Raw genomic sequence first — 25,290 nt, forward strand, 5'->3', positions numbered from 1 at the left:
GAGGAATTTACTATGAATTCTACACCAAATGCAAATAGAAAACATATAGCTGTCTATGGTAAAACTAATGCAGGTAAATCATCCTTAATAAATAAGTTTTTAGGACAAGAAATTTCTCTTGTTTCAGAAAAAGAAGGCACAACTACAGACCCAGTACAAAAGGCTATGGAACTTATACCTATTGGACCAATACTTATGATTGATACAGCGGGTTTTGGAGATAAAAGTGAACTTGGGGAAATAAGAGTTAAAAAGACACTAGATATACTTAAAAGGACAGATATAGCAATTTATATATTTGATGTAAATGATATTGATTTAAAAGAATTTGAAAAAGCTAAAAGGAATTTTAAAAAATATAATATATCTTATATAGTTGTTATAAATAAGATAGATAAAGTAGAAGCTAAAGTTATAGAAGAGGTAAAGGAAAAATTTAAGGAAGCAATTTTTCTATCTTCATATAGTGGAGAAGGAATGGAACTTTTAAGAGAAGAACTTATAAAAAGGCTAAAGAATGAGGATGAGGAATTGCCTATATTAGGAGATTTATTACCCTATAACAGTAAAGTTATTTTAGTAGTCCCAATAGATTCAGAAGCTCCAAAGGGAAGAATAATACTACCACAAGTTCAATGTATAAGAGACTGTTTAGATCATGGTATAAAAAGTTATGTAGTAAGAGATACAGAACTTAAAGATGCATTAGAAGATTTAAATAATGTAGATTTAGTTATAACAGATTCTCAAGCTTTTAGAGAAGTAGATAAAATTGTTCCTAAAGATATTAAACTAACTAGCTTTTCAATGTTGTTTGCAAGACAAAAAGGTGATTTTGAAGAATTTATAAAGGGTGCTTTAAGTATAAAGAATTTAAAAGAGAATTCAAAAATATTAATTGCAGAAAGTTGTACACACAATGTATCTCACGAAGACATAGGGAGAGTAAAAATACCAAAGTTATTAAATAATTTTGTAGGGACAGAGCTAAATTACGAATATAGTATATTCCATGATTTCCCTGAGGATATTGATAAATATGATTTAATAATCCATTGTGGAGCCTGTATGATAAATAGAAAAACAGTAGTAAATAGGGTAAACCAATGCATAGAAAAAGGTGTTTCAATAACCAATTATGGTATATTATTAGCTTACTTAAACGGAATATTAGAAAGAAGCTTGTCTTTGTTTAATATTAAAAATGATGATATAATATAACGGTTATTTAATACAAATGAAAAGGGGAGGCTAAAAATGAAAGAACTAATGATGGAATCAAATAGATGCTATTTGTGTAAAAATCCAAAGTGTCAGGTTCATTGTCCTATAAGTACTCCAGTGCCTGAGGTCATATCTTTATTTAAAGAAGGAAAAATAGCAAAGGCAGGGGAAATACTATTTAGAAATAATCCATTATCTTTAGTGTGCTCTATAGTTTGTCCTCATGAGGATCAATGTAAGGGTAATTGCATTAGAGGAATTAAAGATGAGCCAGTAAGTTTTTGCGATATAGAAAGGCATATATCTAAGTATTATTTAGAAAATGTTAGACTAGAAAAGGAAAAAGACTTAAATGATAGTATTGCAATAATTGGTGGGGGACCAGCAGGGATAACAATAGCTTTTATACTAGCTCAAAAAGGTTATAAGATTACTATTTTTGATTCCCATGATAAAATTGGTGGCGTTTTAAGATATGGAATACCTGAGTTTAGATTACCAAATAGTATAATAGATCATTATGAAGAAAGATTACTTGAGATTGGTGTAAAAATAAGACCTAATACATTAGTTGGACCAGTTATTACATTAGATAAGTTATTTTATGATGGATATAAGGCTATATTTATAGGAACTGGAGTATGGAATCCTAGAACTTTAGACATCAAAGGTGAAAGCTTAGGAAATGTTCATTATGCAATAGATTATTTAAAATCTCCTAATGTATATAAACTAGGAAAGAAAGTTTGTATTATAGGCGCTGGAGACGTTGCAATGGATGCTGCTAGAACAGCAAAGAGAAATGGTGCGGAAGAAGTGTATATATTATACAGAAAAGGTATGGAAAATATTCCAGCAACAAAAGCAGAATTAGAAGGTGCAATTTCAGATGGTGTTAAATTTGAATTATTCAAATCTCCATTAGAATTAACTGAAAATGGTGTTAAATATATAGAAACAGAAAATGTAGTAGGAGAAGATGGAAAAGTTAATACAGTAACTAAAGAAGGACAAGAGGGCTTGTTTGAATGTGATTCTATAATAATAGCTGTAAGTCAATCTCCAAGAAATAATATAGTTTCAAATACAACTGGACTTGAAACTAACAGATGGGGATTATTAGTTACTGATAAATGTGGCCACACTACAAGAAAAGGTGTTTTTGCATCTGGGGATGTAGTAACAGGAGCAAAAACTGTTGTAGAGGCAGCCTCTCATGCTAAGATTGTAGCTGAAGAAATAGAAAAATATATATTACAAGAAAAATAGAAAAAGATATGATTTATAAAAAAAGACTAAGTACAATATTAATTAAATATAGTATTAGTCTTTTTGATTTTATATAAAACCTTATAATATACAAATAAAAGAAATAAAAAGTTATGAATTTAAATGAAGACTATAATTTTTGAAATTAGTAAAACTAAAAAAATAAAATATTTAATTATCTGAATCTTCATATATAATATAAGTATAAAAAGAATTTATTAAATAAAGTGAGGGGTTTTATGGGAGCAATAGTTAAATTATTAAATGAAGTATGCGAAAAAACAAATATAAAGATTAGATTATTAGATTGCAATAACAATGAAATTTTTGATAATTTACCATTAACAGAATCAAAAGTTATAAGAAAGATATCTGTAAATAATAAAGTATATAAAATTGTTTTAGAGCAAGATGATATTAGAACAATTCCTATAATTGAATATATTTTAAATAAGTGTATTTCAAAAGAAAACATAATTGAAGATTTGTTAGAAGGTAGAAAGCAATGGGATGCATTAAGTAATGATATAATAACTAAATCAAATAAAATGCTACTTATTGAAGCTATCAAGGAAAGTGAAGTATTAGAAATTGTAAAGGATACATATTTAGATAATGATATTTATGTTGGAGAAATATATGACAGAATAATTGTTATTGGAAATTTAGAAGATGAAGAAGAACATGCCTTTTCATTAAATGATACAATAATTCAAACTGTGGGAGTAAATGCTAAAATAAGTATTAGTGATTTAGATTATAGCTTTGAGGGTTTTAGAAAAGCATATAAAGGAGCGGTACAGGCTTTAGAAATAGGAAAAAAATTCAAAATTAAGCCAGAAATTTATTGCCTTAAGAATATGTTTTTAGAAAAGGCTATATTTAATTTAAGTGCGGAATATTCTTATGAATTAAAAGAAGAGTACAAGGATATATTTAAAGGTTTCAACCATGAATTAATACATACCCTTGAAGAAATATTAAGATGTGATTTATCTTTAACAAAAGCAGCTAAAAATCTATATATTCATAGAAATACTTTAATGTATAGAATAGATAAAATAAAGAAAGAAACAGGTTTTGATATACGTAGCTTTAAAGAAGCAACATTTCTTTATATTTTATATATGAATAGTAAAAATACTAATAATCTTAATTAAGATTAGATAAGATAGAAAAGCATAAAAATAAGACTGTATCATAATTGATTATTAAAACTGAATTTGATACAGTCTTCTTATTTTTGATTAGAATATTTTTTGAAAATTTTAATTTACATTATCTATAAATTCGAATTTTGTTACATCAAACAATCCTTTGTCCGTTATTTTTAGATCTGGTATAACTGGTAGTGATAAAAATGATAAAGTTAAAAATGGATTGAAGTTTATATTAGGAGCTATTTCTTTTATTGCTAAGTGTAGCTTCTCTAAGTCAGAAGTTACCTCTGAAGATGCTCTTGATGTTATTAGTCCAGCAATTTCAAGTTGAATTGATGCCAAAACCTTCTTATCTTTAACTACGATAATGCCACCGTTTATTTTTTTTAGTTCATTTATTGCCACTAAAATATCTTCATCATTAGTCCCACAAGTAATTAGGTTATGAGAATCGTGGGCAATTGTTGTAGCAATTGCACCTTCTTTTAAATTTAGACCTCTAATTACTCCAAGTCCTATATTTCCAGTGTTTTTATGTCTTTCAATAACTGCAACTTTTAATAAATCTAATTTTGTATCAGATTCAAATAAAGTAGTATTTCTTAAATTATTTATATTTATTTTTATATGATTACTTTCAAGCTTATTAGGATTAATTTCAATTACGTTTAATATTGATTTATTTTTCAAATTTATTTCTAAGTCTTTTAAGGAAATATCTTTTATATTAATGCTATTTAATTTAGGTAAATCATATTTATCATTAGATGAATTATAAAGGAGCTTATTGTTTTCAACTACAATAGTTCCATTTTTATAAACAGAATTTATTTTAAAATTTTCTAGGTCATCTAATATTATAAAATCTGCCATATAACCAGGAGCTATTGCACCTTTGTACTTTAAATTATAGCATTCTGAAGGGTTTAACGTGCACATTTGTATCGCCGTTTCAGGGGATAAGCCATAAGATATAGCCATTCTTATAGAGCTATTTATACTTCCGTTTAATATTAAATCATCTATATGTTTATCGTCCGTACAAAAACAAATTCGTCTACTATTAGAAATTGAAGCTGCTTTTATTAGCTCTTTTAAGTTTTTAGCAACTGTACCTTCTCTAATATGGACATACATTCCTCTTCTTAGCCTATCAATTACTTCTTCTGTAGTGTGGCATTCATGATCTGTAAGAATATTTGCAGTTGCATAAACATTTAACATATCCTTTGTAAATCCAGCACAATGACCATCAATTACGAATCCATTTGATTTAGCGTCCCAAAGTTTATTTATCATTCCATCTGAGCAATTTATAACCTCTGGAAAATTCATAACCTCAGCAAGTCCTAAGACATTATATTCTTTATATAAAGGATATAAATCTTTACTCTCTAGTATAGCTCCAGAAGTTTCAAATGAAGTAGCTGGAACACAAGAAGGAAGCATAAAATAGTAATCAAATGGTGTATTTTTAGATAAATCCATAATAAGTCTAATGCCTTTTTCTCCTAGTACATTAGCAATTTCATGTGGGTCAATAACTATAGAAGTGATTCCGTGTAATAATGCAGCTTTGTAGTATTCTTTTGGAGTTACAAGTGAAGATTCAATGTGTGCATGGGCATCAATAAGGCCAGGACAAATAAACTTATCCGTACCATCAATTTCTACCTTTCCTCTATAATCTCCAAAGCCAACAATAAATCCGTCTTTAATAGCTACATTGTCTTTAAAGGAACTGTTTTGAAATACATCAACAATAGTTATATTTTTAATAACTAAGTCACATATTTCAGCTTTGCTAGAAGCCTTAATTTGAGATATAAAATCTTTTTTATTCATAAATCCACCTCTGAGTATATTTAAATATAATAATAAACAACCTCACCTGGATCGAAACTTCATAGTTATACTATTTACGGTAGTATAGTAGAAACGCTTAAACCATATTATTAAGCTTATAGGAAGGTTATTGTTATTTATTATATGCAATACCAGACAAGCTGTCAAAGAAAATTATTATAATATATAATATTAACTAACTTTAAATAAATAACTTTTAAATTTCTATATTTTATGATCTATACTTTTATAAGAAAGCATTGTGTTAAAAGCTTTTAAGATAAATAACGATAAAATAAATAAAAAGATTATATTGAAATATTTAAAAAGAAATCGTATTATATAATTATTATTAAAAAATAATTAATATTAGAATAGGAGAAAGAATATGAAAAAATATTTTAATTTTGCAACTTTTTATTTAGTATTAGGTTTAGCAATGGGAGTATTTTATAGGGAGTTTACAAAAGTTAATGGATTTGAAGGGAAAACAGTACTTTCAGTTGTACATACACATGCATTAACGTTAGGATTTATTTTCTTTATTTTAGTTTTACTTTTAGAAAAGAATTTTCAACTATCAAAAGCTAAGCATTTTCAAAAATGGATGATATTTTACAATATATCATTAATATATGTTTTAGCAACATTTGCAGCTAGGGGAGTAATGCAAGTATTAGGAACTGACTTTGCAGGATTAAGTCATATAGCAGGACTTGGACATGCTATGCTTGGAGTGGCTATGATATGGTTTGTAGTTATTGTTAATAAATCAATTAAAGAATAAGTTAACTATATAGTAAATATATAATTAAAATAATAAATTATCTTTCGGTTTGGAGGTGGACATATGTAAGTTTGCGTTGACTTGGAGCGGAGTGACGGAATAAGTAAACTTACATATGCTCACTTTTTTATTTTGCACTTTTATAAATTTTAATATATATTTTAATAATAGGCTCTGTTAGAACTCATTAACATAGGAAATTAGTGATGAAGTGGTTATCATATGAACGTTTCCTTTAACATAGTCTAATGATAAAGTACTTTAATTAGGAATGGTGTATTGAGATGAAAGAGTTAATTAAAAATCAATTAATGAATATGAGTTTATTTAATAAAGTCTCTAAAACTGCAATAGAAGAATTATCTAATATTGGTGAAAGTAAGTGCTATTTAAAGGGAGGTCACATATTTAGAGATAAAGAGGAAGTAAATAAAATCTATATAGTTTATAGTGGAAAGGTTGCTTTATATAAGTTAAATGAATCTGCTCAAAAGAAAGTTATATTTATTTTAGGGGAAAATACTGTTATAAATGCTGTAGTTTTAGATGATTTAGCAGCTTCTATTAATTGCGAAGTTTTCGAAAGAGCAGAGATATTATCATTCGATAGAGTAAAATTTCAACAAATTATGAAGAAAGATTTTGAACTTACAAAAATAATTATTTCATCCTTAAGTATTAAAGTCAGAAGGCTATATAGACAATTAAAAAATTCAACTCCTATAAAAGTGGAAAAGAGAGTTGCAGCAAAGCTTTGGAAATTATGCAAGGATTATGGAAGAGATGTTGAAGAGGGAACTTTAATAGATTTAAATATAAGCATAACATATTTAGCAGATATGTTTGGAGCACCAAGAGAAACTATATCTAGAGCTCTAAAAATTCTTCAAGAAAAGAATCTAATAATATATGAGAAAAAAAGAATAGTAGTAAAAGACAAAGATGAAATTGCTAATTTTTTTAAGGGAATAGAGAAAGTTAAAAGAATTAAATAAAATAAAAAATAAAAGATAAAAACTGTGATAATCATCACAGTTTTTATCTTTTCCAGGACTTATAATTTCATTATAAAGATTGTGATTATAATAACAATTATAAGGGGGAAAAGCAATGTATAGTGAAGAATTTAATAAGGTTGCATCAGCAGCAAAAGCAAAAGTTGAACTATTAAAAGATAATAGATTAGGATATTTTATAAGTTCAATGCTAGCAGGAATCTATGTTGGACTCGGTATTATGTTAATTTTTACAGTAGGAGGATTACTTAATTCAGCTAATTCACCTGCAACAAAAATTGTTATGGGATTATCATTTGGAGTAGCATTAAGTTTAGTAATATTTGCAGGATCAGAATTATTTACTGGAAATAACTTTGTAATGACTGTTGGAGCATTAAATAAGTCAGTTTCCTGGGGAGATACAATTAAAATTTGGATAGTAAGCTTTATTGGAAACTTAACAGGTTCAATACTCGCAGGCTCATTATTTTTTATGGCTGGTTTAGCATCAGGTCCAGTTGGAGAATTTATAGCAAAAACAAGTGCTACTAAAATGTCTTTACCGGCAAGTGATTTATTCTTTAGAGGAATATTATGCAATATTCTAGTTTGTTTAGCTGTATGGTGTAGCTTTAAATGTAAAGAGGAAACAGCAAAGCTTATAATGATATTTTGGTGCTTATTTGTTTTTATAACAGCAGGTTTTGAGCATAGTGTAGCTAATATGACTTTGTTAACAATAGGATTACTTTCACCAGCTGGAGCAGCTGTAAGTATAGGAGGATATGCTTATAATATTGCAATGGTAACATTGGGGAACATGGTTGGAGGAGCCGTATTTATGGCAATACCTTATTACATCATATCTAGAAAGAAAAAAGTAAACTAAGAGGTGTTTAATATGGGATATAAGCTTAAAGTAGAAGAATTTAATAACGGATTAAAAGAGCTATCAAAAAAGTATAAGATATATGCACCAAAAGTTTTTGAGGGAAAGGGAACTTTTTCAGATACTGATATAGTTAGATATGGTGAAATATCAAAAATAGAGGAAATAGAATTTGATAAAAAGTCACAGTTTTCCTATAAGGAAGTATTACTTCCAATAACGCAAACAGTATTTTTCTTTACAGAGGATGAAGTTAAAGAACCAAATGTTGATGAAAAATCTATATTAATATTCTTAAGAAGCTGTGATATGCATTCATTAAGAAGAATTGATGATATTTATTTAAGAAATAAATTTGAAGATCCATATTATAAAAAGTTAAGAGAAAAAGCTAAGTTTGTTTTAATGGGATGTGAAAAAAGCTTTGAAAACTGTTTTTGTGTAAGCATGGAAACAAATAAGACAGATGAATATAATGCATATGTAAAACAAGATGGAGAAGCAGTATATTTAGATATAAAAGATAAAGAATTAGAAGATATATTTACATCATTAAATAATGAATCAGTAGATGTAACTCCAGATTTTGTTGAAAGTAATGATGTTAAAGTTAATATACCAAATAATTTAGAATTAAAAGTTATGAATTCAAAGGTTTGGGATGAATACTCAGAAAGATGTATAGCCTGTGGTAGATGTAACTTTGTCTGTCCAACTTGTACATGCTTTACTATGCAAGATATATTCTACAAGGATAATGGAAAAGTTGGAGAAAGAAGAAGAGTTTGGGCTTCATGTCAAGTAGATGGATATACAGATATGGCTGGAGGACATAGTTTCAGGAAAGAAAAGGGACAAAGAATGAGATTTAAAGTTCTTCATAAGGTTTATGACTACAAAAAGAGATGGGGATATCATATGTGCGTAGGATGTGGAAGATGTGATGATGCATGTCCTGAATATATTTCATTCTCAAACTGTGTTAATAAATTAGAAAAGGCTATGGAAGAGGTGAAGTAATATGAATACAAACGAATATATTCCTTTTATATCAGAAATATTAGAAGTTATTAAGCATACAGAAATAGAATACACTTTTAGAATGGCTTTTAAAGGAGAAGTTAAACCTGGACAATTCTTTGAAGTTTCTCTTCCGAAGTATGGGGAAGCTCCTATATCAGTAAGTGGAATAGGTGAACACTATGTTGACTTAACTATAAGAAGAGTTGGGAAGGTTACAGATGAAATATTTAATAATTATGTTAGCGACAAACTGTTTTTAAGAGGTCCATATGGAAATGGATTTGACATAGATAATTATAAAGGCAAAGAAGTAATAGTAGTTGCTGGAGGAACTGGACTTTCACCAGTTAAAGGAATTGTAGATTATTTTTCAGAGAATAAAGAGGGTTCAAAGGGATTTACTCTTATCTCAGGGTTCAAATCACCAGAGGATATTCTTTTTAAAGAAGATATGAAAAAATGGGAAAAAAATATGAATTTCATATTAACAGTAGATGGAGCAAAGGTAGGATATCAAGGAAGAGTTGGACTTGTAACTAAATATATTCCAGAGCTTGATATAAAAGATAAGGAAAATGTACAAGTTATTGTTGTTGGACCACCTATGATGATGAAATTTACTGTGTTAGAATTCTTAAAGCTTGGAATTAAGGAAGAAAATATATGGATTTCTCAAGAAAGAAAAATGTGCTGTGGAATAGGAAAGTGTGGACATTGTAGAATAGACGATACGTATATTTGTTTAGATGGACCTGTATTTAATTATTCAAAAGGAAAGAAATTAATAGATTAGGAGGAGACACTATGGATATTAATACTAAAAAGCTGAAAAAAAATGCCTTTAGAGTTACAAAAAGAAGAGGATTAACAGCTTCAAGAATAAGAGTTCCAGGTGGATTCTTAAAGGCTGAATATTTAGGATTAATTCAAGAAATTGCAGACAAATATGGTAATGGAACAGTTCATTTGACTACAAGACAAGGATTTGAAATTCCAGGAATAGATATGAATGATATAGAAGAAGTTAACGTTCTTCTTCAACCTATAATAGCAGGCCTAGAAATAAATCAGGAAATTCCAGGAAAGGGATATACAGCAGCAGGAACAAGAAATGTATCAGCATGTATAGGAAATAATGTATGTCCATATGCTAATTACAATACAACAAACTTTGCTAAGAAAATAGAAAAGGCTATATTCCCAAATGATTTACACTTTAAGGTAGCATTAACAGGTTGTCCAAATGATTGTATTAAAGTGAGAATGCACGATTTTGGTATAATAGGAATGACAGAGCCACAATTTGATAAAGATAAATGTATATCATGTGGAGCTTGTATTAGAGCCTGTAAGAAAAAATCAACAGAAGCATTACATCCAGAAAACTATAGACCTGTAAGGGATAATAGTAAGTGTATAGGATGTGGAGAATGTGTTATCAATTGTCCAACAGGAGCTTGGACAAGAAGTAAAGAAAAATATTATAGATTAGCTATAATGGGTAGAACAGGAAAGAAAAATCCAAGATTAGCTGAAGATTTTATAATATGGGTTGATGAAGAAAGTATAATAAAAATAATATTAAATACTTATAAGTATGTTGAACAATATATTGATAGAAACTCTCCAGGTGGAAAAGAGCATATAGGATATATAGTGGATAGAACAGGCTTTATGGAGTTTAAAAAGTGGGCTCTTGAAGGAGTAGAACTTTCAGATAAGGCTATTTTAAAGGACAATATTTATTGGAGCGGAGTAAAATATTAATTATAGGCAAATGCTTATAATTAATATTAATATTATCTATTAGACAGATTAATAGATAAATATGTAAAATAAATATAAATAACTAATAAGGCCACTATAAGGTAAGTAGTGGTCTTAAATTAACTTTAAAATATGAAAAAAATTTGTAATAAGAGTATAATAAGGATAATATAAAAAATATATAACTAAAATAATTGGATTAGGAGTAAGAGTATGATTCAGCTTTTAGGTATTAGGAAGAATATTGGAGTAGAAATAAGAGAAAAGCTAGCTTTGTCTCAAAAAAAGAGAGAAGAATATACAAAAGAGTTACTTCAATATTTTGATGAAGCTGTTATTTTAAGCACTTGTAATAGAACAGAAATTTATTTTAATGGTTCTTTAAATGAAGAAGAAGGATTAAAAAAGATTTTTGATATACTTAAATGGGATATTAATTTAAGAGAATATTGTTTTTATTTAACTGAGAAAGACTCAGTAAAACATTTAATGGAAGTAGTTTGTGGTTTTCACTCAAAAATATTAGGAGAGGATCAAATACTTGGGCAAATAAAAGAAGCATACAGTCTTGCTTATAATATAGGAGCTGTTAAAAGTAAACTTCAAAGATTATTTCAAGAAGCGATTACTTGTGGAAAGAAGTTTAGAACAGAAGGTAAGCTTTATGAAATACCAGTTTCTTCTGCATCAATAGCAGTAAATGAAGCAATGAAGAAAAATACTAATAAAATAATGGTAATAGGATATGGTGAAGTTGGAAAGCTTGTGGTTAAATATGCTCTTTCTAATAATATAGATGAATTAAATTTAGTAGTTAGAAAAGTTAAAAGTGTTATAGATATTGATGATAAAAGAGTTAGGGTTATGAATTATGAGGATGGACGAAACATAATTAATGAAATGGATTGTGTGGTTTCATGCACTTCAGCACCGCACTTAATTATTGAAAAAAAACATATACAAAACGTAGGGAGAAATTTAATAATATTTGATTTAGCCCTTCCTAGAGATGTAGATGAGAAAATTAAAGATTTTAAAAGAGTGAAACTTTATGATATAGATGATATAAGTTCTATAGATGATGGGAATAAAAAGTTAAGAAAAGATAGAATGATTAAGTTCAAAAATATAATAGATGAGCATATAGAAAATTATTTTAATTGGCAGGATATAAGAGATGTATCCTATATCATAAAGGAAATGAAGAGCAACAGTTTTAAAGTTATAGAAGAAAGACAAACAACCTTAAAAAATAAGTGTAAAGATAAACGAGATATAGAAATTGCAGAAAAGCTTATAAAAAGTACATCAGATTATTATGTTAATAAAGCAATCGAAGTTTTAAAAGAAGAAAGGTTAAAGGGGCAAGGAGAAGAATGTATAAAGATATTAGAAAAGATATTCTTGAAGAAGGTTTAGAATATACATTCCTTTCTGTGATGTCACAAAAGTTAAGGGTCGGAATAATAGGAGGAGGAAAAGTAGGCTATATAAAAGGCAAAAACTTTGCATTAAAGGGATGTATAGTTGAAGTATTATCTTTAGATTTTATAGAAGAATTTTATAGACTTAAAAATATTAATCTTATTAAAGGCAGTTATAACAAAGACTTTTTAAGAGATAAGCATTTAATAATAATAGCAACTGATGACTATAAAAAAAATTTAGAAATAAAAAAAGACTGTGATGAGGAATTTAAAATATATATATTTGCAGCTGACTATTTAAGAGGTATGGCAGTAGCACCTGTACAAAGAGAATTAGATAATATAAGTTTTGCAGTAAACACTAAACATGGAAATCCAAAGGGATCAATAATGATAGCTAATAAGGTTTTTGATGTATTAAAAGAGTATGATAATTTTATAGGATATTCATCTAGTATTAGAGAAAAGGCAAAATTTATACTGGAAAATAAAAATAAAATCATAGAGTTTGTATGTAGTGAAGATTTCAAATATATTTATGAAAAAGGAAAAGATAAACTAATAATAGAATTATTTTTTGGAAAAGAAATAGTAAGTAAAATATATTAATTAATATTTATAGGAGATATTTTATGGATTTAATTATTGCAACTAGGAAAAGTAAATTAGCACAGGTTCAGACAGATAAGGTAATTAAACTTATTAAGGAGAAATATGAAATAGATTCTAAAAAATTATTAGTAGTTACAGAAGGGGATAAAAGGCTTGATGTAACACTAGATAAAATAGGGGGGAAGGGTCTATTTGTTAAAGAAATAGAATATGCACTTTTAAATAAAGAGGCTCATGCTGCTGTGCATAGTATGAAAGACGTGCCTTTTGAATTGCCTAAAGATTTTGAATTAGTAGCAATTCCTGAAAGAGATGATATTAGAGACGTATTTGTATCAAGTAATGGAGTTCATTTTGAAGATTTGAAAGAAGGAGCAATTATAGGAACAAGCAGTATAAGAAGAGCAGCAATGTTAAGGGAGTTAAGAAAAGACTTAAATATAGTTCCAATAAGAGGAAATGTACAAACAAGATTAGAAAGAATGAAAAAAGAAAATATGGATGGAATAATTTTAGCAGCTGCTGGAATAAAGAGACTAAACTTAGAAGATATAATAACTGATTATTTTGATCCTAAAATATTTTTACCAGCAATAGGGCAAGGTGCTTTAGGTATAGAAGCATTAAAAGATGGTGAATACAATATGTATTTAAAGGGATTGGACAATAAGGAAGTTAGAACTTCAGTAGAAGCTGAAAGAAGTTTTATGAGAAGATTAAATGGTGGATGTCATAGTGTAATAGGAGTCTATTCAGAAATAAAAGGCAATGATTTATATATGATAGGAACCTTTGATGTGGGTGGAAAAATAGTAAAAAAAGATATACTTGGTAATAAGGATACAAATATAGAACTAGGTTTAAAGCTTGCCGAAAAAATTTTGAAAGGATAATAAAAATGAACAAGGTTTATATAATTGGTACTGGACCAGGGGATGAGGAATTATTAACTTTAAAAGCTGTTGAAATTTTAAAAAATTGTACAGCTATTTTATATGATAGATTAGTTTCAAATAATATATTAAATTATTTAAAAGAGGATTGTGAAATTTATTATTGTGGTAAGGAGCCAGGATGCCATTATAAAACTCAAGAGGAAATAAATAAAACTTTAATAAGGCTTGCAAAAGAAGGGCATACTGTTGGAAGAATTAAAGGGGGAGATCCTTATGTTTTTGGAAGAGGTGGAGAAGAGGTTCTTTCCTTAATTGAAGAAAATATAGAATTTGAAGTTGTTCCAGGAGTTACTTCACCTATAGCAGTATTAAATTATGCAGGTATTCCAATAACACAAAGAGAAATGGCACAAAGCTTTCATATAGTTACAGGAATGACTGCTGGAGCGCTAAATATAAATTGGGAAGCCATATCTAAAGAAAAAGGTACTTTAGTTTTTATGATGGGATTAAACAATCTTAAAGGTATAATAGAAAATTTATTAAGTAACGGCAAAGATAAAAGTACCAAAGTAGCAGTAATAATGAGAGGAACTTCTTCAAAGCAAAAGAAAGTAGTTGGAACTTTACAAGATATAGAGCAAAAAGTTTCTGAAGCTAAACTACAATCACCATGTATAATTGTTATGGGAGATGTTGTAGAGTTAAATGATAAGCTTAATTGGTATGAGAAAAAGCCACTTTTTGGATTAAATATATGTGTAACAAGATCAAGGGAACAGTCGTCTAATTTAAAGAGGAAGTTAAGGGATTTAGGAGCAGAAGTAACTGAAATAAATTCTATAAAAATAAAAGAAACTAAAGAAAATTTGAATTCTATTAAGGATAAACTAAGTGAATACAACCATATAATATTAACTTCAGTAAATGGTGTTAATATGTTCTTTGATTATTTAGTAGAAAATAAAATAGATATAAGAAGTATTAAAGCTAAATTTTCAGTTATTGGTAAAGCAACTAAAAAAGCTTTAGAAGAAAGAGGAATTCAAGCCTTTATAATGGGAAGAGAGTTTGTTGGAGAAGGTTTATTTAATGAGCTTTCACCACATCTAGTTAATGGAGAAAGTGTATTAATACCTTGCTCTTCTGGAAGTAGGGAATATTTAAGAGAAGCAATTGAAAAGCTAGGATTATATGTTGATAGAGTTCATACATATAATACACTTTGTGGAGATATAAAAAATAAAAGAGTCTTTGAGGAAGTAGATTTTATATTATATACTAGCCCTAGCACTGTAAATAATATGATAAATATGCTTAGTGTAGATAATATTAAAGATAAATTTAATATCGCAATAGGTCCTCAAACATATAAAGCTTTAGAGTCAAATAATATAAAAAGTCATATGTGTAAAAAGCATTCAGAGGATGGCTTTTTAAATGAAATAATAGAGATATATAGTAATTATAAGGAAAGAAAGGATAAGTAAGATGATTAAAAGGGGAAGAAGATTAAGAGCAAATGCAGCAATTAGGGATTTGGTAAGAGAAAATAAATTAACAGCAAATGATTTTATATTCCCTATTTTTGTTGTTGAAGGAAAAAATATAAAAGAAGAAATTACATCAATGAAAGGTAACTATCATTGGTCTATAGATAGATTACAGGAAATAATAGAAGAAGTTGAGGCTCTTAATATAAAGAGTGTAATTATATTCGGATTACCAAATCACAAAGATGAATATGGATCAGAAAGCTTTAGTGATAATGGAATAGTACAACAAGCAGTAAAAAAAATAAGAGAAATTTCAGAGAGCTTATACGTAATTACAGATATCTGTATGTGTCAATATACTAGTCATGGGCATTGTGGAATTCTAAATGGTAATGAAGTAGATAATGATAAGACATTAGAAATACTAGGTAAAATAGCTTTATCCCATGCAAAGGCAGGAACTCATATGGTTGCACCATCAGATATGATGGATGGAAGGGTTGTCTTAATGAGAAAAGTTTTAGATGAAAATGGATATAAAAATGTGGCTATAATGAGTTATGCAGCTAAGTATTCATCAGCTTTTTATGGACCTTTTAGAGAAGCAGCTCATTCAGCACCTCAATTTGGAGATAGAAAAACTTATCAAATGGATCCTGCTAATTCAGAAGAAGCACTAAGAGAAATAGAATGGGATATAAACGAAGGTGCAGATATAATTATGGTTAAACCAGCAATGTCGTATTTAGATATTATAAGAAGAGCAAAAGATAAAATAAATGTACCAATTTGTGCTTATAATGTTAGTGGTGAATTTGCAATGGTAAAGGCAGCAGCAGAGGCTGGACTTATAGATGAAAAGAGAGTAGCTTTAGAAATGTTACTTTCAATGAAAAGAGCTGGTGCAGATATGATAATAACTTATTATGCATTAGAAGCTGCAAAGTGGTTAAAGGAGGATTAAGGTTATGAGAAATCAAGTTATCTTTCACGAATCAAAAAAATATATGCCAGGAGGAGTTAATTCTCCAGTTAGAGCTTATAAAAACACTACAATGACACCTCCTATTATAAAAAGTGGAAAAGGGGCAATAATAATAGATGAAGAGGGCAATAAGTATATAGATTTCGTATTAGCTTGGGGACCTATGATATTAGGACATTGCGATGAAGATGTAGTAAAGTGTATTAAAGAAACTTCTGAAAGTGCAATAGCATTTGGAGCTCCAACAGAATTAGAGCTAATAATGTCTAAATTTTTATGCAAAAACTTAGAAAATATAGAAATGATAAGGATGGTAAACTCTGGTACAGAAGCTACTATGAGTGCAATAAAGCTAGCAAGAGGATATACAAAAAAGAATAAAATAATAAAGTTTGCAGGTTGCTATCATGGACATTTTGATGGGTTTTTAGTTGAAGCGGGATCGGGTGTATTAACAAATGGAATTCCAGGATCTCTAGGTGTACCAGCTGATAGTATAAAAAATACACTTATAGGAATATATAATGATAAAGAAAGTGTTAAATCCTTATTTGAGAAATATGGAGATGACATTGCAGGAGTCATAATAGAGCCAGTTGCAGGAAATATGGGAGTTATAAAGGCAGAAGAAGACTTTATGAATATTTTAAGAGAGCTTTGTGATAAATATGGTGCTCTATTAATATTTGATGAAGTTATGAGTGGCTTTAGAGTATCTTTTGACGGAGCACAAAAATTATTTAGTGCAAAGCCTGATTTAGTAACATATGCAAAGATAATAGGAGGGGGACTTCCTTCTGGAGCATATGGTGGGAAAAAAGAAATAATGGAATGCTTAGCCCCAGTTGGAGAAGTATATCAAGCTGGAACTATGTCTGGAAATCCTATTGTTATGGCAGCTGGGCTTGCAACTTTAAATAAGTTGAAAAAGAATAAAGATGAGTATTATGAAAAAATAGATAATCTAGGTAAGATGTTAGAAGAGGGCTTAAAAGAAATATCAAATGAAAAAGGTATTCCGTTAACTATAAATAGATATGGGGGAATGTTTACTATATTTTTCACAGATTTAAAAGATGTGAAAACTTATGAAGATGTTAAAACATGTAATTCTGAAATTTTTATAAAGTATTTTAAACATATGATATTAAATGGAATAAATATACCACCATCACAGTATGAAGCTTTATTTTTAAGTACAGTTCATACAGAGGAGCATATAAATAAGTTTTTAAATGTATTTAGAAATTTTAATATAGAATAGAGAGGTGCATATGTCAAAAGCAATAATTCTTGTTTCTTTTGGAACAGCTAATTTAGAAGGAGTAAAGGAATTAGAATCATTTGAAGATGAAATAAGAAAAGAGCTAAAGGATAAATATCACGTATGTAAGGCTTTTACTTCAAGCGTATTATCTAATTTATTACTTAATAAATATGGAAAAGTAATTCCTAGATTAGAAGAAGTACTATTCAATTTAAGTAATGACAGATATAAGGAAGTATATATACAGCCACTTCATGTAATTGAGGGAAGTGAATATTTAAATATAGAAAAAACAATAAAGGAATACGATTATTCATTTTCAAAAATTATCTTAGGAAATGTTCTTATAAGTAATAAAGAAGATGATTTTAAGGAATCGTGCAATTTAATAGTTAAGACTATGGAAAAGGATTTATTAAAAAATGAAAATATAGTTCTTGTTGGACATGGTTCTAAAACTATCAATACAGAAGCATATGAGACTCTAAGAAAAGTATTTATAGAAAATGATTATAAAAATATTTATATAGGAACATTAGAGGGTGAAGTAAAAAAAGAAGATATTATAAATGAATTATTGAAAGATAATATAAAAAAAGTAATATTAGCTCCATTACTTATGCTTCCAGGTAATCATATCAAAAAAGATATTTTTGGAGAAAGTAATTCATGGAAAGCATCCATAGAAGAAAATGGTATCAATGTTAAAGTGAGTAAAAAGCCTCTTTTAGAATATAAGGAAATAAGAGGTTATTACATAAATAAAATAAAAAAAGATCTTAAATAAAATAAAAAACAAAAACAAAGTTTTCGTTGCAAAACTTTGTTTTTCGTTGTAAAATATTTTACTGTAAGTAAAAATTCAAGTTATTGTGTTATTACTTGTTAAAAAAATAACAATAATGTGGGGTGTATCATGTACAGTAAAGAAATTCATAACTTAGCCCATTCAGCGGAAGTTAAAAGCACATTACTAAGAAGAAGTAAAGGAAGATACTTAGTGAGTTCAATGCTTGGAAGTTTATTTGTAAGCTTAGGTATTATGCTTATTTATACCATAGGCGGAATAATGCATCATAACGGTATAGAAACATATAAAATTTTAATGGGAGCATCTTTTGGAGTAGCTCTTAGTTTAGTATTAATGGCTGGAGGAGACTTATTTACAAGTAACGCCATGATAATGACAATGGGAGCTTTAGAGAAAACAGTAACATGGGTAGATGCCGTTAAAATATGGTTTGCAAGTTGGATTGGAAATATACTTGGCGGTGTTCTAGGAGCAATACTATTTGTACAAGCAGGCTTAACATCAGGAAAAAGTGAGTATATTGGAGAGTTTATAGTAAATAATGCATATGCTAAAGTAAGTACTCCAGCAGGTCAGCTTTTATTAAGAGGTATATTATGTAATATACTAGTTTGTCTAGCTGTTTGGATGTGCTATAAATTAAAAGAAGAAACAGCTAAAATATTAATGATATTTTGGTGCTTATTTACATTTATAACAGCAGGATTTGAGCATAGTGTAGCTAATATGGGATTTTTAGCTATGGGATATTTAATAGATCAATCAACAATAACTTTAGGTGGATATGCATATAATATAATTCTAGTATCATTAGGAAACTTTATTGGTGGAGTGCTATTTTTAGCATTACCATACTATTATATTACAAGTGGAAATAGTGATAAAAAGTAAATATTTAATTTAATATTTATGACATAATAAATTAAAATACATAATAACTATAAATTAAAAATACATATAAAAATGGCTAGGTATAAAACTAAATACCTAGCCATTTTTTACAAACTAAACTTCAAAAATCCATCCATTAGGAGCTTCAACATCACCAAATTGAATTCCACAAAGAATTCTATAAAGTTCTTTTGTAACAGGACCAACTTCAGTTTCACTATGAAATACGTGAAGTTTATCTTTATATTCTATTCCTCCAATTGGAGTTATAACGGCAGCCGTACCACAAGCGCCAGCTTCTTTAAATTGATCTAGATCATCTACATAAACATCTCTTTCGTATACAGGCATATTCAAGTATTCCTTAGCTATTTCCATAAGAGAATATTTAGTTATACTAGGAAGAATTGATGGAGATTTTGGTGTAACAAATTCATTATTTTTTGTTATTCCAAAGAAATTAGCAGCTCCAACTTCCTCAATTTTTTTATGTGTAGCAGGATCTAAATAGATACAATCAGCAAATCCTCTATCAACAGCAATTTTATGAGCTTGTAATGAGGCAGCATAATTTCCACCAACCTTTTGCCCACCAGTTCCATAAGGAGCTGCTCTATCATAATCAGCTATCATAAAGTTACAAGGGGTTAGTCCTTCCTTAAAATAAGGTCCAACAGGAACCGCAAATACAGAAAAAATATATTCAGGGGCAGGTTTAACTCCTATGTTATCTCCAACACCAATCATAAATGGTCTTAAATAAAGCGTAGCTCCAGTTCCATATGGAGGAACGTAATGTTCATTTGCTTTAACCACTTGCATACAAGCATCTATAAATTTTTCAACAGGTATTTCAGGCATAAGTAGCTTAGCGTTACTTTCATTCATCCTATGGGCATTTCTATCTATTCTAAATAATTGAATTTTCCCATCTTTTCTTCTATAAGCCTTTAAGCCTTCAAAGCATTGTTGACCATAATGTAAAGCGGTAGAAGCCTCACTTATCTTTAGCATATTATCCTCTGTTAATTTACCATCATCCCATTGACCATCTTTCCAAACAGATACATATCTATAATCAGTTTTAATATAATTAAAACCAAGATTATTCCAGTCAATATTAATATTCTTCTTCATATATTATTACCTCCTTTGTGGCCTCTATAGTGTACTAATTATACCACTATTCAATAAATTAATAAACTTATAAATATTTAAATAAATCTATTAATGAGATTTTGTATTGAAATTTAAGGAAAAAAAAGGTATATTTAAATTAAGAGGATATTTAAAACTTCATGGAGATGCCGAAATTAGTTTTAAATATCCTTTATGAGTTTGATGAGCTCACAATTAGTATTAGTTTTTTAAATTTTTATATACAAATAATATGAAAGGACGTGTAGTAAAATGCAAAAAGAGATTATTTCAACAAATAATGCACCTTCAGCAATAGGACCATACTCACAAGGAATTAAGATAGGGGATATGGTATTTACTTCAGGGCAAATTCCAGTTAATCCAGCTACAGGAGAATTAGTAACAGAAATAAAAGCAGCTACAAGACAATCTTTAGAAAATGTAAAGGGAGTTTTAGAGGCAGCAGGAAGTAGCTTAGATAAAGCAATAAAAGTAGTAGTTTTCATAAAAGATATGAATGATTTTGGACAAGTAAATGAAGTTTATGGAGAGTATTTTAAAGAAAATCCACCAGCAAGAAGTTGTGTTGAAGTAGCAAGACTACCTAAAGACTGCGTAATAGAAATAGAAGCTATTGCAACTATATAGGTTTAAATTAAATTTAGTTTAAATAATAAATAAGATGGTAAGTTTATACTTATCATCTTATTTATTAGAATCTATTTCAGACAAGTTAGCCCAATACCTTTTTGGCATTTGTCTTTTTTGAAGCTTAGGATTTATTCTTTCTTTTATTGTTGTGGATTTAAAATATCCTTTCCATAGGTCTTGAAAACCATCATTATAATTTTTTAATGTATTATAAATTTCATTATCCATTTCTTTGATTTCCCAGGAAATTTTATTATAAATTGAAGCGATCTCTCTTTTTATATCATGTATTATCCAATATTCATCACTAAACCTTCTTTGAAAGTGAGGTGAAATAATTTCTAATATATTGTTATCAGGTTCTATAGAAGAATAGAGAAAATTATTATTTATAGATTTAAATCTTACAAAACCTTCAAATCTATGTGCCTCTATGGAAATACGTCTATCTATTAAATCTAAATCTCTTACTTCATCTAAGTGTAGATATTTATGAATATTGCTACCTAGTTTAAAAGCAATTTTTAAATATCTATAACAAAGGATTCCTTTATCTTTATAGTTAGATAAATATAGTTTGTAAATTTTATTTAAAGCTAAAGGGTCAATTTTTGTGACTATTGAATTTTTAACCTTACTGAACTTCTCAAAATCAACATCAACATATTTAATTTCAGATAGAAGATCAATATCTAATTGGTTTTGAGTACAAAGTGCTGTTATTTGCTTTTTTGAGTAAAAGCTATCATAAATTGCAGTTAGAAAACCTTCAAAAGAATCTTCATATACTAATTTAAGCAAGAAAACACCACCTTTAAAATTCTCCAGTTAGAGAGGTTATAGTATCTTTTGGCATAATTATCTTTTTTGGTTCAGGTAATAAAATTCTATTAGATGAAGAAGGATATATATTATCAAAAAAAGAAAGTTGCTCAGAAGTTTCATTTTCTACTTTAGGTTTATCCATATAAAGCAATCTAGTTCTAATTTTTTCTTCATCAAAGGACACATCTCCATAATACTTACCTTTGCAAGTTATAAAATATTTAGCTCTTTTTAAAACTATTCCAAGTTTTTTTAAATCTTCAAAGGTTAAAGAATGAACTTTTCTTGTAATTAATATTCTTCTAGCTGAACGTACACCTATCCCTGGAATTCTAAGAAGGGTATCATAGGATGCTTTATTTATTTCTACTGGAAAGCTTTCTATATTATTTAATGCCCAAGAAGTTTTAGGGTCAAAATTCAAATCAAAGTTATCATTTTCATTTTTCAAAAGCTCCTTTGCTTTAAATCCATAAAACCTTAATAGCCAATCTGCTTGATATAATCTATGTTCCCTAACTAATGGTGGATGAGTAATATCAGGAAGGGCTTTTTCATTTCTTACTACAGGAACATAAGCAGAATAATAGACTCTTTTTAAATTGTATCTATTATACAAATTTTCTGATAAATTTAATATTTTATAATCACTTTCAGGAGTTGCACCAACAATAAGTTGTGTGCTCTGGCCACCAGGTACAAATAATTTTGTTGACTTTATGTTCTTCTTTAAATCTTTATTTTCTATTATAGAATTTTTTATAATACCCATTGGAGCTAAGATATTTTCTTTGCTTTTTTGTGGAGCGAGAAGTTTTAAGCTAGATGCTGATGGCAATTCTATGTTAACACTCATTCTATCAGCATATTTTCCAGCTTCCTTTATTAATGATTCATCAGCTCCAGGTATAGCCTTTAAATGAATATAACCATTAAATCTTTCTTCAGTTCTAAGTTTTTTTACTACCATTAAAAGTAGCTCCATAGTATAGTTAGGATTTTTAAAGATAGCAGAACTTAAAAATAATCCTTCAATAAAATTACGTTTATAGAAGTTAATAGTTAATGAGACTACTTCATCAGGAGTAAACATTGCTCTAGGAACATCTTTGCTATAAGCATTAACACAATATTTACAGTTATATATGCAATAGTTGGTTAAAAGTATTTTAAGAAGAGATATACATCGTCCATCAGCAGTAAAGCTATGACAAATACCGCTATTTGAAGCATTTCCTAACCCATTATTAGAATTTTTTCTTTTAGATCCAGAAGAAGAACAGGACACATCATATTTAGCAGCAGCTGAAAGAATATTAAGCTTTTCGTCTATATTCAAAGAGATCACCTTTCTTTATTTTTTAGAGGAAATTATAAAAAGCTTACCCTCCGAATAACTTTTTATAATTTCCATCCTTCAGTTTTGAAGTTCACCTATGTAATTTTGCGATGACTTGGAGCAAAGCGACGGAATAAGCAAAACTTACATAGGTGAGCTTTTTTATAAAGTATTTAAAATAATTATACAGAACAAATGTTCTTATTTCAATATATAATTAAATATAAATTCATAAATTACTAATTTCATAATTATTGAATAAATAGAGGTTAAGTAGGATAATATAGAAAGTGATAAAGTTTACGGAGGTAGGATTATGTTTACTATTATGGCAATAAAAATAGAACCTAGAGTATCAATTGCACCAACAGTTCAAGAGGTTTTAACAAGATACGGATGTATAATCCAAACTAGGTTAGGTTTACACGAAGCAAGCAAGACATCTTGTGCTAACTCAGGTCTTGTAATATTAAATTTAATTCATGATGAAAAAGAAGAAATCAATAAGCTTATGGAAGAATTAAATGCAATTGACGGTGTTACAGCAAAATTAATAGAAGTATAGTACTATTTAAATATTAACCATTTATTAAGTGGTTAATATTTTTTTATTATTAGAGTATAAAAAAGATATATAATAATATTATTTTTAATAATATATAAATAGTGACTTGGAGATTTTTTACTTGCAATTAGTAAAATTAATTATATAATTATTATTGCTAAATAATGATTATTATATAAAGATAGAAAGGAAGATAAATTAATGAAAAAATCTATAAAAATATCTGCTTTAATATGCAGTATGATTTTAACTGTTACTTTATTTGCAGGATGTCAAAAAAGTAATAAAAAAACTATAAATGTCTTAAACTATGGAGAAAATATAGCAGAAGGAGTAATTGAAGAGTTTGAAGATAAGTACAATGTAAAAGTAAATTATAAAACTTTTGATGATATGGAGACTATGTATATAGAAGTATCTTCAGGAAAAACAAAGTGGGATGCAATTTTAGTTGCAGATTATATGGCAGATAGAATGATCCAAGAAGGATTTCTTCAAAAAATAGATAAAGAAAAAATTCCAAATTTAAAGGAAATGAATGAAAATGATATGGGACAAGCTTATGATCCTAATAATGAATATACTGTACCATATATGAATGGAACAATAGGAATAATATATAATAAAGATTTAGTTAATGAAACAGTTGATAGCTGGGATATAATGTGGAATGAAAAATATAAGAAGCAAATATTTGTATTAGATGCTCAAAGAGATGCTATAGGAATGGCACTTAAAAAGTTAGGATACTCATTAAATACAACTAATGAAAAAGAACTTGAAGAAGCTAAAAATTTATTAATAAAACAAAAGCCGTTAGTATTAAAATATGGAGCTGACGAAGTTAAAGATTTAATGACTTCAGGGGAAGCAGCCATTGCTATGATATGGTCTGGAGAAGGATTAACTCTAGCTGATGAAAATGAAAATTTAGAGTATGTAATTCCAAAAGAAGGAGCTAATTACTGGTTAGATTCATGGGCAATTCCAACTAATGCAAGTGATAAAGCAACAGCTGAAGAATTTATAAACTTTGTAAGTAAAAAAGATAATGCTTATAAAATAGCAGAGGAAATAGGGTACACAACTCCAAATAAGCTAGCTATGGAGGAGCAACCAGAAGAAGTTAAAAATAATAAAGGTGCTTATATGCCAAATGAAGTTATGGATAGATGTGAAGTTTATAGGTATTTACCACAAGACCAATTAAGATTATACGAAGAAGTTTGGAATGCTGTTAAAGCTGCAAATTAATTATAAGATATATAACATTTATATGGAATCTATAATACAATAGTAAAAGGATATACTATATTTAATTGTTCTTAAAAAAATATTAATATTGTATTAACCTAATAGAATAAAACTTATAATGGGAGTATAATATTAATAACATCTACTAAAGGTATAGGAGTTGATTATT

Annotated in this window: 24 protein-coding genes and 1 riboswitch; of the genes, 20 read left to right on the forward strand and 4 right to left on the reverse strand. The window is 28.2% G+C overall.

Going from position 1 to position 25,290, the window contains the following annotated elements; translation table 11 throughout:
* The first annotated feature begins 12 nt into the window (after positions 1 to 12).
* The 3 genes from hydF (at position 13) to ACZJV1_RS05400 (ending at position 3,653) form a co-directional block, all read left to right on the forward strand.
* On the forward strand, positions 13 to 1,221 hold the full coding sequence (hydF, locus tag ACZJV1_RS05390; RefSeq protein ID WP_460288164.1) for a [FeFe] hydrogenase H-cluster maturation GTPase HydF: 1,209 nt from the start codon (positions 13 to 15) through the stop codon (positions 1,219 to 1,221).
* A gap of 36 nt (positions 1,222 to 1,257) precedes the next feature.
* Positions 1,258 to 2,493 carry an NAD(P)-dependent oxidoreductase gene (locus ACZJV1_RS05395; RefSeq protein ID WP_460288162.1) on the forward strand — a complete coding sequence of 412 codons (1,236 nt, stop codon included), beginning with the start codon at positions 1,258 to 1,260 and terminating at the stop codon, positions 2,491 to 2,493.
* 239 nt (positions 2,494 to 2,732) lie between these two features.
* The gene (locus tag ACZJV1_RS05400) at positions 2,733 to 3,653 is read left to right on the forward strand and encodes a PucR family transcriptional regulator (protein WP_460288161.1); all 921 of its coding nucleotides are present in this window, start codon (positions 2,733 to 2,735) and stop codon (positions 3,651 to 3,653) included.
* A 108-nt stretch (positions 3,654 to 3,761) separates the two neighbouring features.
* Here ACZJV1_RS05400 and ade read toward each other — a convergent pair whose 3' ends face one another.
* Positions 3,762 to 5,498 (reverse strand): adenine deaminase, encoded by a 1,737-nt coding sequence (ade, locus tag ACZJV1_RS05405; protein WP_460288159.1) that lies wholly within the window; start codon positions 5,496 to 5,498, stop codon positions 3,762 to 3,764.
* 42 nt (positions 5,499 to 5,540) lie between these two features.
* Positions 5,541 to 5,642: riboswitch (purine riboswitch) on the reverse strand.
* 244 nt (positions 5,643 to 5,886) lie between these two features.
* Between ade and ACZJV1_RS05410 the strand changes: the two genes are divergently transcribed.
* The 14 genes from ACZJV1_RS05410 to ACZJV1_RS05475 all read left to right on the forward strand — a co-directional run bounded on the left by ACZJV1_RS05410 (position 5,887) and on the right by ACZJV1_RS05475 (position 19,347).
* Positions 5,887 to 6,285, forward strand: a complete 399-nt coding sequence (locus ACZJV1_RS05410; RefSeq protein ID WP_463651674.1) for a DUF2871 domain-containing protein — start codon at positions 5,887 to 5,889, stop codon at positions 6,283 to 6,285.
* A gap of 284 nt (positions 6,286 to 6,569) precedes the next feature.
* On the forward strand, positions 6,570 to 7,280 hold the full coding sequence (locus tag ACZJV1_RS05415) for a Crp/Fnr family transcriptional regulator (protein ID WP_463651675.1): 711 nt from the start codon (positions 6,570 to 6,572) through the stop codon (positions 7,278 to 7,280).
* Between the two features lie 115 nt (positions 7,281 to 7,395).
* Entirely contained in the window at positions 7,396 to 8,172 is a 777-nt protein-coding gene (locus tag ACZJV1_RS05420; protein WP_411170224.1) for a formate/nitrite transporter family protein, read from the forward strand.
* 12 nt (positions 8,173 to 8,184) lie between these two features.
* Complete coding sequence (asrA, locus tag ACZJV1_RS05425) at positions 8,185 to 9,192, forward strand: anaerobic sulfite reductase subunit AsrA (protein ID WP_463651676.1); 1,008 nt, start codon at positions 8,185 to 8,187, stop codon at positions 9,190 to 9,192.
* A gap of 1 nt (position 9,193) precedes the next feature.
* On the forward strand, positions 9,194 to 9,988 hold the full coding sequence (gene asrB / locus ACZJV1_RS05430) for an anaerobic sulfite reductase subunit AsrB (protein ID WP_460288156.1): 795 nt from the start codon (positions 9,194 to 9,196) through the stop codon (positions 9,986 to 9,988).
* Positions 9,989 to 9,999: 11 nt separating this feature from the next.
* Complete coding sequence (gene asrC / locus ACZJV1_RS05435) at positions 10,000 to 10,962, forward strand: sulfite reductase subunit C (protein WP_463651677.1); 963 nt, start codon at positions 10,000 to 10,002, stop codon at positions 10,960 to 10,962.
* A gap of 213 nt (positions 10,963 to 11,175) precedes the next feature.
* Positions 11,176 to 12,381 (forward strand): glutamyl-tRNA reductase, encoded by a 1,206-nt coding sequence (hemA, locus tag ACZJV1_RS05440; protein ID WP_463651678.1) that lies wholly within the window; start codon positions 11,176 to 11,178, stop codon positions 12,379 to 12,381.
* Positions 12,339 to 12,998, forward strand: a complete 660-nt coding sequence (locus ACZJV1_RS05445) for an NAD(P)-dependent oxidoreductase (protein ID WP_463651679.1) — start codon at positions 12,339 to 12,341, stop codon at positions 12,996 to 12,998. Before hemA ends, ACZJV1_RS05445 begins: the two co-directional genes overlap by 43 nt.
* A gap of 23 nt (positions 12,999 to 13,021) precedes the next feature.
* Entirely contained in the window at positions 13,022 to 13,894 is an 873-nt protein-coding gene (hemC, locus tag ACZJV1_RS05450; RefSeq protein WP_463651680.1) for a hydroxymethylbilane synthase, read from the forward strand.
* 5 nt (positions 13,895 to 13,899) lie between these two features.
* Positions 13,900 to 15,387 carry a uroporphyrinogen-III C-methyltransferase gene (cobA, locus tag ACZJV1_RS05455; RefSeq protein WP_463651681.1) on the forward strand — a complete coding sequence of 496 codons (1,488 nt, stop codon included), beginning with the start codon at positions 13,900 to 13,902 and terminating at the stop codon, positions 15,385 to 15,387.
* 1 nt (position 15,388) lies between these two features.
* Positions 15,389 to 16,357, forward strand: a complete 969-nt coding sequence (gene hemB / locus ACZJV1_RS05460) for a porphobilinogen synthase (RefSeq protein ID WP_463651682.1) — start codon at positions 15,389 to 15,391, stop codon at positions 16,355 to 16,357.
* Between the two features lie 4 nt (positions 16,358 to 16,361).
* Entirely contained in the window at positions 16,362 to 17,642 is a 1,281-nt protein-coding gene (gene hemL / locus ACZJV1_RS05465; RefSeq protein WP_463651683.1) for a glutamate-1-semialdehyde 2,1-aminomutase, read from the forward strand.
* Positions 17,643 to 17,652: 10 nt separating this feature from the next.
* Positions 17,653 to 18,432, forward strand: coding sequence for a sirohydrochlorin cobaltochelatase (locus ACZJV1_RS05470; RefSeq protein WP_463651684.1), 780 nt, complete (start codon positions 17,653 to 17,655; stop codon positions 18,430 to 18,432).
* A 129-nt stretch (positions 18,433 to 18,561) separates the two neighbouring features.
* Complete coding sequence (locus ACZJV1_RS05475; protein ID WP_463651685.1) at positions 18,562 to 19,347, forward strand: formate/nitrite transporter family protein; 786 nt, start codon at positions 18,562 to 18,564, stop codon at positions 19,345 to 19,347.
* Positions 19,348 to 19,461: 114 nt separating this feature from the next.
* On the opposite strand, the gene ACZJV1_RS05480 is transcribed toward ACZJV1_RS05475, so the two are convergent.
* Positions 19,462 to 20,484: a branched-chain amino acid aminotransferase gene (locus ACZJV1_RS05480; RefSeq protein ID WP_411170236.1), complete on the reverse strand. Its 1,023-nt coding sequence runs from the start codon at positions 20,482 to 20,484 to the stop codon at positions 19,462 to 19,464.
* A 273-nt stretch (positions 20,485 to 20,757) separates the two neighbouring features.
* Here ACZJV1_RS05480 and ACZJV1_RS05485 point away from each other — a divergent pair, with 273 nt between their 5' ends.
* Positions 20,758 to 21,135 (forward strand): RidA family protein, encoded by a 378-nt coding sequence (locus ACZJV1_RS05485; protein WP_411170237.1) that lies wholly within the window; start codon positions 20,758 to 20,760, stop codon positions 21,133 to 21,135.
* A 57-nt stretch (positions 21,136 to 21,192) separates the two neighbouring features.
* Here ACZJV1_RS05485 and ACZJV1_RS05490 read toward each other — a convergent pair whose 3' ends face one another.
* Positions 21,193 to 21,939: a TIGR03915 family putative DNA repair protein gene (locus ACZJV1_RS05490; protein WP_411170238.1), complete on the reverse strand. Its 747-nt coding sequence runs from the start codon at positions 21,937 to 21,939 to the stop codon at positions 21,193 to 21,195.
* A 13-nt stretch (positions 21,940 to 21,952) separates the two neighbouring features.
* Positions 21,953 to 23,302 carry a putative DNA modification/repair radical SAM protein gene (locus ACZJV1_RS05495; RefSeq protein ID WP_463651686.1) on the reverse strand — a complete coding sequence of 450 codons (1,350 nt, stop codon included), beginning with the start codon at positions 23,300 to 23,302 and terminating at the stop codon, positions 21,953 to 21,955.
* Between the two features lie 316 nt (positions 23,303 to 23,618).
* Here ACZJV1_RS05495 and ACZJV1_RS05500 point away from each other — a divergent pair, with 316 nt between their 5' ends.
* Positions 23,619 to 23,867, forward strand: a complete 249-nt coding sequence (locus ACZJV1_RS05500) for a CPF_0552 family protein (RefSeq protein WP_463651687.1) — start codon at positions 23,619 to 23,621, stop codon at positions 23,865 to 23,867.
* A gap of 201 nt (positions 23,868 to 24,068) precedes the next feature.
* A complete protein-coding gene (locus ACZJV1_RS05505; RefSeq protein WP_463651688.1) occupies positions 24,069 to 25,121 on the forward strand; it encodes an ABC transporter substrate-binding protein in 1,053 nt (350 codons plus the stop codon).
* Positions 25,122 to 25,290: the final 169 nt, after the last annotated feature.

Source organism: Clostridium sp. LS3, from assembly GCF_055330225.1.

Excerpts from the sequence above, each read along its gene's own strand:
- hydF (WP_460288164.1), top strand. The coding sequence starts at position 13 with ATGAATTCTACACCAAATGCAAATAGAAAACATATAGCTGTCTATGGT.
- ACZJV1_RS05395 (WP_460288162.1), top strand. The coding sequence starts at position 1,258 with ATGAAAGAACTAATGATGGAATCAAATAGATGCTATTTGTGTAAAAAT.
- ACZJV1_RS05400 (WP_460288161.1), top strand. The coding sequence starts at position 2,733 with ATGGGAGCAATAGTTAAATTATTAAATGAAGTATGCGAAAAAACAAAT.
- ade (WP_460288159.1), bottom strand. The coding sequence starts at position 5,498 with ATGAATAAAAAAGATTTTATATCTCAAATTAAGGCTTCTAGCAAAGCT.
- ACZJV1_RS05410 (WP_463651674.1), top strand. The coding sequence starts at position 5,887 with ATGAAAAAATATTTTAATTTTGCAACTTTTTATTTAGTATTAGGTTTA.
- ACZJV1_RS05415 (WP_463651675.1), top strand. The coding sequence starts at position 6,570 with ATGAAAGAGTTAATTAAAAATCAATTAATGAATATGAGTTTATTTAAT.
- ACZJV1_RS05420 (WP_411170224.1), top strand. The coding sequence starts at position 7,396 with ATGTATAGTGAAGAATTTAATAAGGTTGCATCAGCAGCAAAAGCAAAA.
- asrA (WP_463651676.1), top strand. The coding sequence starts at position 8,185 with ATGGGATATAAGCTTAAAGTAGAAGAATTTAATAACGGATTAAAAGAG.
- asrB (WP_460288156.1), top strand. The coding sequence starts at position 9,194 with ATGAATACAAACGAATATATTCCTTTTATATCAGAAATATTAGAAGTT.
- asrC (WP_463651677.1), top strand. The coding sequence starts at position 10,000 with ATGGATATTAATACTAAAAAGCTGAAAAAAAATGCCTTTAGAGTTACA.
- hemA (WP_463651678.1), top strand. The coding sequence starts at position 11,176 with ATGATTCAGCTTTTAGGTATTAGGAAGAATATTGGAGTAGAAATAAGA.
- ACZJV1_RS05445 (WP_463651679.1), top strand. The coding sequence starts at position 12,339 with ATGTATAAAGATATTAGAAAAGATATTCTTGAAGAAGGTTTAGAATAT.
- hemC (WP_463651680.1), top strand. The coding sequence starts at position 13,022 with ATGGATTTAATTATTGCAACTAGGAAAAGTAAATTAGCACAGGTTCAG.
- cobA (WP_463651681.1), top strand. The coding sequence starts at position 13,900 with ATGAACAAGGTTTATATAATTGGTACTGGACCAGGGGATGAGGAATTA.
- hemB (WP_463651682.1), top strand. The coding sequence starts at position 15,389 with ATGATTAAAAGGGGAAGAAGATTAAGAGCAAATGCAGCAATTAGGGAT.
- hemL (WP_463651683.1), top strand. The coding sequence starts at position 16,362 with ATGAGAAATCAAGTTATCTTTCACGAATCAAAAAAATATATGCCAGGA.
- ACZJV1_RS05470 (WP_463651684.1), top strand. The coding sequence starts at position 17,653 with ATGTCAAAAGCAATAATTCTTGTTTCTTTTGGAACAGCTAATTTAGAA.
- ACZJV1_RS05475 (WP_463651685.1), top strand. The coding sequence starts at position 18,562 with ATGTACAGTAAAGAAATTCATAACTTAGCCCATTCAGCGGAAGTTAAA.
- ACZJV1_RS05480 (WP_411170236.1), bottom strand. The coding sequence starts at position 20,484 with ATGAAGAAGAATATTAATATTGACTGGAATAATCTTGGTTTTAATTAT.
- ACZJV1_RS05485 (WP_411170237.1), top strand. The coding sequence starts at position 20,758 with ATGCAAAAAGAGATTATTTCAACAAATAATGCACCTTCAGCAATAGGA.
- ACZJV1_RS05500 (WP_463651687.1), top strand. The coding sequence starts at position 23,619 with ATGTTTACTATTATGGCAATAAAAATAGAACCTAGAGTATCAATTGCA.
- ACZJV1_RS05505 (WP_463651688.1), top strand. The coding sequence starts at position 24,069 with ATGAAAAAATCTATAAAAATATCTGCTTTAATATGCAGTATGATTTTA.